This is a genomic window from Aquabacterium sp. UBA2148, from assembly GCF_002328915.1.
GTDB classification, from domain to species: Bacteria; Pseudomonadota; Gammaproteobacteria; order Burkholderiales; family Burkholderiaceae_C; genus Aquabacterium; species Aquabacterium parvum.
This window is the reverse complement of the sequence record NZ_DCXA01000278.1, coordinates 6,891-13,875: the sequence shown is the minus strand read 5'-3', so window position 1 is coordinate 13,875 and position 6,985 is coordinate 6,891. Positions and strand designations below refer to the sequence as shown.

Below are 6,985 nucleotides of genomic sequence, written 5' to 3'. Positions count from 1 at the left end.
CTGCACCACGAAGCCGGCCGGCAGCGTGGCGAGGGGCTCGGACAGGTCGATTCTCACGACCTCCGTGCCCGCCTGCTGCGTGCTGGTGATGGCCTGAATGGCCGCAGCCGCCAGGGTCAGGGGCGACACCAGTGCCAGGGCAACCCCAGCCATCGCAAGACGCCACGTTTTCATCGATGCATTCTCCAGCTTCATCATCACTTGCCACCCTCTTGCAACTGCAGGGTGGTCGGCCGCTCGATCCACTCGCCAGCGGCATCCTGCACGATCTCACGCAGTGAGATCTCGGTTTCGGTGATCTTCAGGATCTTTCCGTAGTTCTGACCCAGGTAGTCGCCTGCCTTGACCTGATAGAGCAGGTTGTCGACCCTGAGCAGGGCATATGGCCGCCCTTGCTTCTGGACACTGCCCACCATGGACATGCTGTCCAGCGGGTAGGCCTCCAGGGGCTCCTTGCGGCGGTTGAGCTCGGCCGCCACCGCAGAGTTCGGCTGACGAGCCTCCTGCCTGAGGGCACCCGTCAGCTTCTGGGTGCTGAAAGGCTCGACGCCATCCAAGCCAGCGTAGGTTTCCGGGTTGAACTTCTGGGGCGGCGACAGCGGCTGCACATTGGGCTTGACGTGCTGACGCTCCTGGTCCATCCAGGCCTGCAGCTCATCTTGCTCACCGCCGCAGGCGCTCAGCATCAGCGGCAGCACCAGGGCCAGACAGGCCAGGCGCGTTGCCTTCACGTTCTTCAAGGGCGCGTTCATTTCTTGCCCCCTTTCTTGCCTTTGCCAGCCTTGTTCTTTTCGGCGCGCATGGCGTCGAGCTCGGCCTGGTCAAGGTAACGGTAGGTGCGTGCAGTGGCTTCCAGCGCCAGGTTGCCTTGCCCGGCATCCTTGCCCACGTTGGTGATCACCAGGTTGTGCAAGGTCACGATGCGCGACAGGTTGGCGATGTCTGCGGTGAAGGCGCCGACGTCGTGATAGCGACCCGTCACGCGGATCGAAATCGGCAGCTCGGCGTAATAGTCCTTGACAACGACCTGACCCGGGCGGAACAGCTCGAAATCCAGGCCACGACCCAGGCCAGCCTGGTTGATGTCGGACAGCAGCGCGTCCATCTCGGCTTTGCCGGGCAGTTGTTTTTCGAGCTGCTTGACGTACTCATCGACCTGGATGAGCTGCTTGCGCAACTCGGCCAGGTTGACCGCCTGAGCCACCTTGTCGCGAAACTCCTGCTTGAGCTGCGGCTCCTTGTTGCGCTCGGCTTCGAGCTCGTCGCGCTGGCCGGAGAGCAAGGCAACCCAGCCCACGCCAAAAATCAGGATGGCAGCGAAGACGAAGCTTGCCAGCTTGGGCAGCAAGGGCCACTGCCCCGGCTCGTTGGGATTGAGCCCGCTGAACTGGCTCTGGGCCTGTTCAAAGAGGGCGTTGACGTCGATGTTCATGTTGGTTTTGGCCACCTGCGACTCCTCAGGACTGACCGGCAGGTTTGGCCGCAGGCTTGCCTGCGCCACGCGGACGGAATGCGCTCTCGGCGCTCTCTTCGGAGGCAGGCTGCTTCAAAGAGACCCGCATGGTGAACTCGAACAGGCGCTTGGCCGCACGGGCATCCTTCGAGGCCTGGTTCGACACCTTGATTTCGACGAGCTCGGGGCGCTCCAGCCAGGTCGAGCGACCGCCGGTGTTGCGCAGGAACTCGGAGACGCGCTCGTTGGTCTGCGCCATGCCGGTCACCTGCACGGTGCGGCCGTTCTGGCGAATGGACGTCAGGTAAATGCCTTCGGGCGTCTGGGCCACCAGCTCGTTGAGCAGGTAGACCGGCATGTTGCGGCCGGTTTGCAGGTCTTCCACGGCGCGCTGGCGGGCCTTCAGGGATTCGATCTCGGCCTTGAGGGCCGACACGTCCTTGATTTCTTCGTCGAGCTTGGTGATGGCCGAGCGCAGGTACTGGTTGCGCTCCTGCTGGCCGGAGATCATCTGCGCCTGAACGACGTACGCCAGCGCCACGATCGAGGCACCAGCGGCCAGGGACAGCCCGAGGCCAGCGAAGAAGGCCTGCTTGCGCAGGCGGCGTTTTTCCTCGCGGTGAGGCAGGAGGTTGATCAAAATCATGCGAGGAACCTCCGCATGGCCAGGCCACAGGCGGTCAGGTAAGCGGGGGCCTCACGGCGCAGCTTGCTTTCACGCACGGCCGAACCGAGTTTCATGCCTTCGAAAGGGTTGACGACCATGGATGCGAAACCGGTCAGGTCGGTCACGCGCTCCTTCAGACCGGGCAAGGTGGCCGTGCCACCGGCCAGCATCACGTAGTGCACCTTGTGGTGCGGCGTGCTGGTGAAGAAGTACTGAAGTGCGCGACCGATTTCCTGCGACAGGCTGTCGACAAAGGGCGCCAGGATGGTGTTCTGGAAGTCTTCTGGCAGGTCACCCGAGAGCTTCTTGCCCTCGGCCTCTTCGAACGAGAAGCCGTACTGGCGCGAGATCAACTGGGTCAGCTGCGCGCCACCAAAGGCCTGATCGCGGTCGTAGAGCAACTCGTTGTCGCGCAGGACCTTCAGGCTGGTGTTCTCGGCGCCGATCTCGAACAGGGCGACCAGGGCATCACGCCCCTCGCCTGGCAGGGCCGAGACCAGTCGCTCCATGGCCAGGCGGGAAGCGTGCGACTCGATGTCCAGGATCGCGGGCTTCAGGCCCGCAGCCTCAGCCAGGGCCTGGCGGTCCTGAACGCGGTCCTTGCGCGAAGCGGCAATCAGCACGTCCACATCACCAGCCGACGTGACGCTGGGGCCGATCACGCAGAAATCCAGGCTGACTTCGTCGAGCGAGAACGGGATGTACTGGTTGGCTTCGGCCTCGACCTGCAGTTCCATCTCTTCTTCGCGCAGGCCTGCGGGCAGCATGATCTTCTTGGTGATCACGGCCGATTGCGGCATGGCCATGGCGACCTGCTTGGTCCGCGAGCCGCTCTTGGAGACCACCTTGCGGACCGCTTCCGCCACTTCGTCGAATTTCTCGATCTGCCCGTCGGCGATCCAGCCCTTTTCGAATGGTTCAGACGCGAACCGTTCCAGGACGTACTCGCCTGTGTTCGTCTGGCTCAGCTCGACCAGCTTCACGCCTGACGAGCTGATGTCCAGCCCGATCATTGGCGCGTGCTTGCGGCTCAAGAGCGTATCAAGAAAGCTCACACCGTCCCCCATGCGTCCACGGACGCTGGAAAGTTAATAAACCACTTCAATGCTATCAGCAAAGGTTTTGTCACTGAACGCGTGGAAAGCAGGAGAAAACCCAGGCTCGTTGCGGTATGCACACGCCTTACAGACAGTTTCAAAATCAACAACTTGCCTAATATCGAGGGGAACGCGACACGCCAGCTGAGCTGAGTGCCCAGGGTTTCTATAATTCGGCACCTCTTTGAGCACCTCCCCATGAGCGATTCAGACTCCCGCGGCGACAGCGCCACTTCCTCGGCCAGCCGAGGCCCCTGGTGGCAGCGCTGGGTCATGAGACCCATCCTGGTGCTCAGCGCCCTGGTGATCGCAGCCGTGCTCTCTGGCGTCCTGCTGGTGGGCATCGGCCTGTCGGTGGCCTACCCGAACCTGCCAGACGTCAAGGGCCTGACCGATTACCGACCGAAGATGCCCCTGCGCGTTTTCTCGGCCGACAACATCCTGATCGGCGAATTCGGGGAAGAAAAGCGCAATTTCATGCGCATCGCAGAGATCCCGAAGGTGATGCGCGATGCCGTGCTGGCCATCGAGGACGCCCGCTTTTACCGCCACGGAGGCGTCGACTACCTGGGCGTGCTGCGAGCCGGCCTGGCCAACTTCGGCGAATCCCGCAGCCAGGGCGCCTCGACCATCACGATGCAGGTGGCTCGCAACTTCTACCTGCCCACCGAAAAAACGATGACCCGCAAGATCTACGAGATCTTGCTGGCGCTCAAGATCGAGAGCCTGCTGACCAAGGACCAGATCCTGGAGCTCTACATGAACCAGATCTACCTGGGTCAAAGAGCCTATGGCTTTGCTGCGGCATGCGAGACCTACTTCGGCAAGCCCATCAAGGACGTCACCATCGCGGAAGCGGCCATGCTGGCGGGCCTGCCCAAGGCGCCATCGGCGTACAACCCCGTTCGCAACCCCCGTCGTGCCACCATCCGTCAGCAGTACATCATCGACCGGATGCTCGAGAACGGCTTCATCACCGAAGAGCAGCGCGACGAGGCCAAGGCCGAAAAGCTCAAGTACCGCAACAAGGCACCGATCCCGCTGCACGCCGAGTACGCCGCCGAGGCCGCGCGCCTGCTCATGCACGAGCAGTACGGCCCCGACGCCTACACCCGCGGCCTGAACGTCTACACCTCGATCAACATGGTCGAGCAGGAAGCGGCCAACAAGGCCATGCGCAAAGGCCTGCTGGACTTCGATCGCCGCCAGGCCTGGCGCGGCCCCGAGGGCTACATCGACCTGCCGCAGGACCCCAAGCTGGTCGACGTGCGCATCGCCGAAGCCCTGGAAGACCACCCCGACAGCGAAGACATGCGCGCTGCCGTGGTGCTGGTGGCCGAGCCCCGCAAGATCGTGGCAGCGCTGCAATCGGGCGAGCAGGTCGAGGTGGGGCCAGAAGGGCTGAAGGCCGTGGGCAACGCACTCAACGAGAAAGCCACGCCCAAACAACAGATCCGACGTGGCGCCGTCATCCGCGTGAGCAAAGACACCAAGCAGGACCGCTGGGTGGTCATGCAGTTCCCCGAGGTGCAAGGCGCCCTCGTGTCGATGGACCCACGCACCGGCCTGATCCGAGCGATGGTGGGCGGCTTCGACTTCACGCACAACAAGTTCAACCACGTGACGCAGGCTTGGCGCCAGCCGGGATCGAGCTTCAAGCCCTTCATCTACTCGGCAGCGCTGGAGCGAGGCTTCACACCGGCCACCGTGGTCAACGACGCACCGCTGTTCTTCGACGCCGGCACCACGGGCAGCCAGCCCTGGGAGCCCAAGAACTACGACGGCAAATTCGAAGGCCCGATGACCGTGCGCCGGGCGCTGGCCAAGTCCAAGAACATGGTGTCGATCCGCGTGCTGCGCTCCGTGGGCGCCAAAACCGCACAGGAGTGGGTGACGCGCTTCGGCTTCGAGGCCGACAAGCACCCGGCTTACCTGACCATGGCCCTGGGCGCCGGCTCTGTGACCCCGCTGCAGATGGCAGACGGCTACGCGGTCTTCGCCAACGGTGGCTACCGCGTCAACCCCTTGCTGGTCACGCGGGTGACGGACAACCGAGGAGCCGTGCTGGCCCAGTACCGCCCCGCCGTGCTCGACGAAAGCATGCGCGCCATCGACGCTCGCAATGCCTTCGTGATGGGCAGCCTGCTGCAGGAGATCACCCGCTCGGGCACCGCCGCACGCGCGCAGGCCACGCTCAAGCGGCCCGACCTGTACGGCAAAACCGGCACCACCAACGACTCGATGGACGCCTGGTTCGCCGGCTACCAGCCCAACAACGTGGCCGTGGTGTGGATCGGCTACGACCAGCCCCGCAAGCTGGGCGACAAGGAAACCGGCGGCGGCCTGGCCCTGCCCGTTTGGATCGACTTCATGTCAACCGCCCTGCGCAACGTGCCGGTGGCCGAACCCGTGCCGCCCGAAGGCGTGGTCAACATCGGCGGCGAATGGTTCTACGAGGAGTACACCCCGTCGACCGGCGTGAAGGAGCTTGCGCACGAAGGCGAAGGCGAGAACCCGGCTCAGCCTGCGCCCAGCCCCGCCAGCCAGGAAGAGAAAAAGGGCATCCTCGACCTCTTCGGCGGCACCAAGCCAGAGTGATCAGAACTTCAGAGGCTTGCGAGACTGCTCGCCTGCGCAGGCAGACAGCAAGGCGAAGAATTCTTCGCCAGAGCGTGTGTCGCGCCACAGACCCTGATCGTCCAGCTTGAAGTGAAAGCCGCCGCGCCTGGCCGCCAGCCACAGCTCTTGCAAAGGTGGCTGAGCGTTGACGATGAGTTGGCTGCGATCGGGCAGGCTCAGCGTCAACATGCCACCGGTGCGGGCCGCATCGATGTCGATGACGTCTTCTTCGAGCCAGGTGTCGACCGTCTTTTCGATGCGCGCCAAGGTGGCAGAAATGACCTCGTGGTACTGGGCATCGGTCAGGGCCTGGGGGGCGCCGGGGGTGGACATGGCGGTTTCCTTAGAATCGGGGACATGGAACACAACATCCGAATTCTAGGCAGACTGGCAGCCGCCGTCGCACTTGGGGCCTCTGTGCTGCTGAGCGGCTGCGGCCTCAAGGGCCCACTGTACCTGCCCGCCCCGGCTCAGGCCGCCCCACAACCCGCTCCCGCTGCCTCGCAATGACCCTCCCCGGCTCCCCCTTCCTGTCCTGGCGCGGCCCGGACCTGTACCTCGACGACGTGCGCCTGGCCGACCTGGCCCGTCAGCACGGCACGCCCCTGTACGTTTACTCGCGCCGCGCCATGCTGGCGGCGCTCGCTCCCTACCAACGCGCCTTGCAAGGCCGCAAGCACCTGATCTGCTACGCCGTCAAGGCCAACTCCAATCTCGCGGTGCTGCAGACCTTCGCCCAGGCCGGCTGCGGGTTCGACATCGTCTCCTCGGGCGAGCTGGCCCGCGTGCTGGCCGCCGGTGGCGATGCCGCCAAGGTGGTGTTCTCGGGCGTCGGCAAGACCCGCGCCGAAATGGCCGAGGCCCTGCGCGCTGGCGTCAAGTGCTTCAACGTCGAGAGCACGGCCGAACTGGAAGTGCTCTCGCAGGTGGCCGCAGGCCTGGGCCTGACCGCCCGCGTGAGCCTGCGCGTCAACCCCGACGTGGACGCCGGCACCCACCCCTACATCTCGACGGGCCTGAAGGGCAACAAGTTCGGCGTGGCCCACGACGTGGCCGTGGCGACCTATCGCCGCGCCGCCTCGCTGCCGGGCATCCAGGTGGTGGGCATCGATTGCCACATCGGCTCGCAGATCACCGACGTCTCCCCCT

The 6,985-nt window shown here is 64.4% G+C and carries 9 protein-coding genes; 3 read left to right on the top strand and 6 right to left on the bottom strand.

What is annotated here, in order from left to right; translation table 11 throughout:
- The 5 genes from B2W70_RS15675 to B2W70_RS15655 all read right to left on the bottom strand — a co-directional run.
- Positions 1 to 198 (bottom strand): hypothetical protein (locus B2W70_RS15675; RefSeq protein ID WP_286747065.1); only part of this gene is annotated, 198 nt, incomplete at its 3' end.
- Positions 198 to 752, bottom strand: coding sequence for a pilus assembly protein PilP (locus B2W70_RS15670; RefSeq protein WP_083506060.1), 555 nt, complete (start codon positions 750 to 752; stop codon positions 198 to 200). The genes B2W70_RS15670 and B2W70_RS15675, both read right to left, overlap by 1 nt.
- A complete protein-coding gene (locus B2W70_RS15665) occupies positions 749 to 1,447 on the bottom strand; it encodes a type 4a pilus biogenesis protein PilO (RefSeq protein ID WP_407638756.1) in 699 nt (232 codons plus the stop codon). Before B2W70_RS15665 ends, B2W70_RS15670 begins: the two co-directional genes overlap by 4 nt.
- 10 nt (positions 1,448 to 1,457) lie before the next feature.
- The gene (locus tag B2W70_RS15660) at positions 1,458 to 2,099 is read right to left on the bottom strand and encodes a PilN domain-containing protein (protein WP_286747058.1); all 642 of its coding nucleotides are present in this window, start codon (positions 2,097 to 2,099) and stop codon (positions 1,458 to 1,460) included.
- Positions 2,096 to 3,187: a pilus assembly protein PilM gene (locus tag B2W70_RS15655; RefSeq protein ID WP_058087987.1), complete on the bottom strand. Its 1,092-nt coding sequence runs from the start codon at positions 3,185 to 3,187 to the stop codon at positions 2,096 to 2,098. The genes B2W70_RS15660 and B2W70_RS15655 overlap by 4 nt, the downstream gene beginning before the upstream one ends.
- Positions 3,188 to 3,415: 228 nt before the next feature.
- On the opposite strand from B2W70_RS15655, the gene B2W70_RS15650 reads away from it, so the two are divergent.
- Positions 3,416 to 5,815, top strand: a complete 2,400-nt coding sequence (locus B2W70_RS15650; RefSeq protein ID WP_414631081.1) for a penicillin-binding protein 1A — start codon at positions 3,416 to 3,418, stop codon at positions 5,813 to 5,815.
- On the opposite strand, the gene cyaY is transcribed toward B2W70_RS15650, so the two are convergent.
- Positions 5,816 to 6,169 (bottom strand): iron donor protein CyaY, encoded by a 354-nt coding sequence (gene cyaY, locus B2W70_RS15645; protein WP_083506061.1) that lies wholly within the window; start codon positions 6,167 to 6,169, stop codon positions 5,816 to 5,818.
- A gap of 24 nt (positions 6,170 to 6,193) precedes the next feature.
- On the opposite strand from cyaY, the gene lptM reads away from it, so the two are divergent.
- Together lptM and B2W70_RS15635 are read left to right on the top strand one after the other, a co-directional pair.
- Positions 6,194 to 6,346: an LPS translocon maturation chaperone LptM gene (gene lptM / locus B2W70_RS15640; RefSeq protein ID WP_286747055.1), complete on the top strand. Its 153-nt coding sequence runs from the start codon at positions 6,194 to 6,196 to the stop codon at positions 6,344 to 6,346.
- Positions 6,343 to 6,985: diaminopimelate decarboxylase family protein (locus B2W70_RS15635; RefSeq protein ID WP_414631080.1), on the top strand; the 643-nt coding region annotated here is incomplete at its 3' end. The genes lptM and B2W70_RS15635, both read left to right, overlap by 4 nt.

What these genes read in the sequence shown, in the direction of transcription:
- B2W70_RS15670 (WP_083506060.1), bottom strand. Translation starts at nt 752, where the DNA reads ATGAACGCGCCCTTGAAGAACGTGAAGGCAACGCGCCTGGCCTGTCTG.
- B2W70_RS15660 (WP_286747058.1), bottom strand. Translation starts at nt 2,099, where the DNA reads ATGATTTTGATCAACCTCCTGCCTCACCGCGAGGAAAAACGCCGCCTG.
- B2W70_RS15655 (WP_058087987.1), bottom strand. Translation starts at nt 3,187, where the DNA reads ATGGGGGACGGTGTGAGCTTTCTTGATACGCTCTTGAGCCGCAAGCAC.
- B2W70_RS15650 (WP_414631081.1), top strand. Translation starts at nt 3,416, where the DNA reads ATGAGCGATTCAGACTCCCGCGGCGACAGCGCCACTTCCTCGGCCAGC.
- cyaY (WP_083506061.1), bottom strand. Translation starts at nt 6,169, where the DNA reads ATGTCCACCCCCGGCGCCCCCCAGGCCCTGACCGATGCCCAGTACCAC.
- lptM (WP_286747055.1), top strand. Translation starts at nt 6,194, where the DNA reads ATGGAACACAACATCCGAATTCTAGGCAGACTGGCAGCCGCCGTCGCA.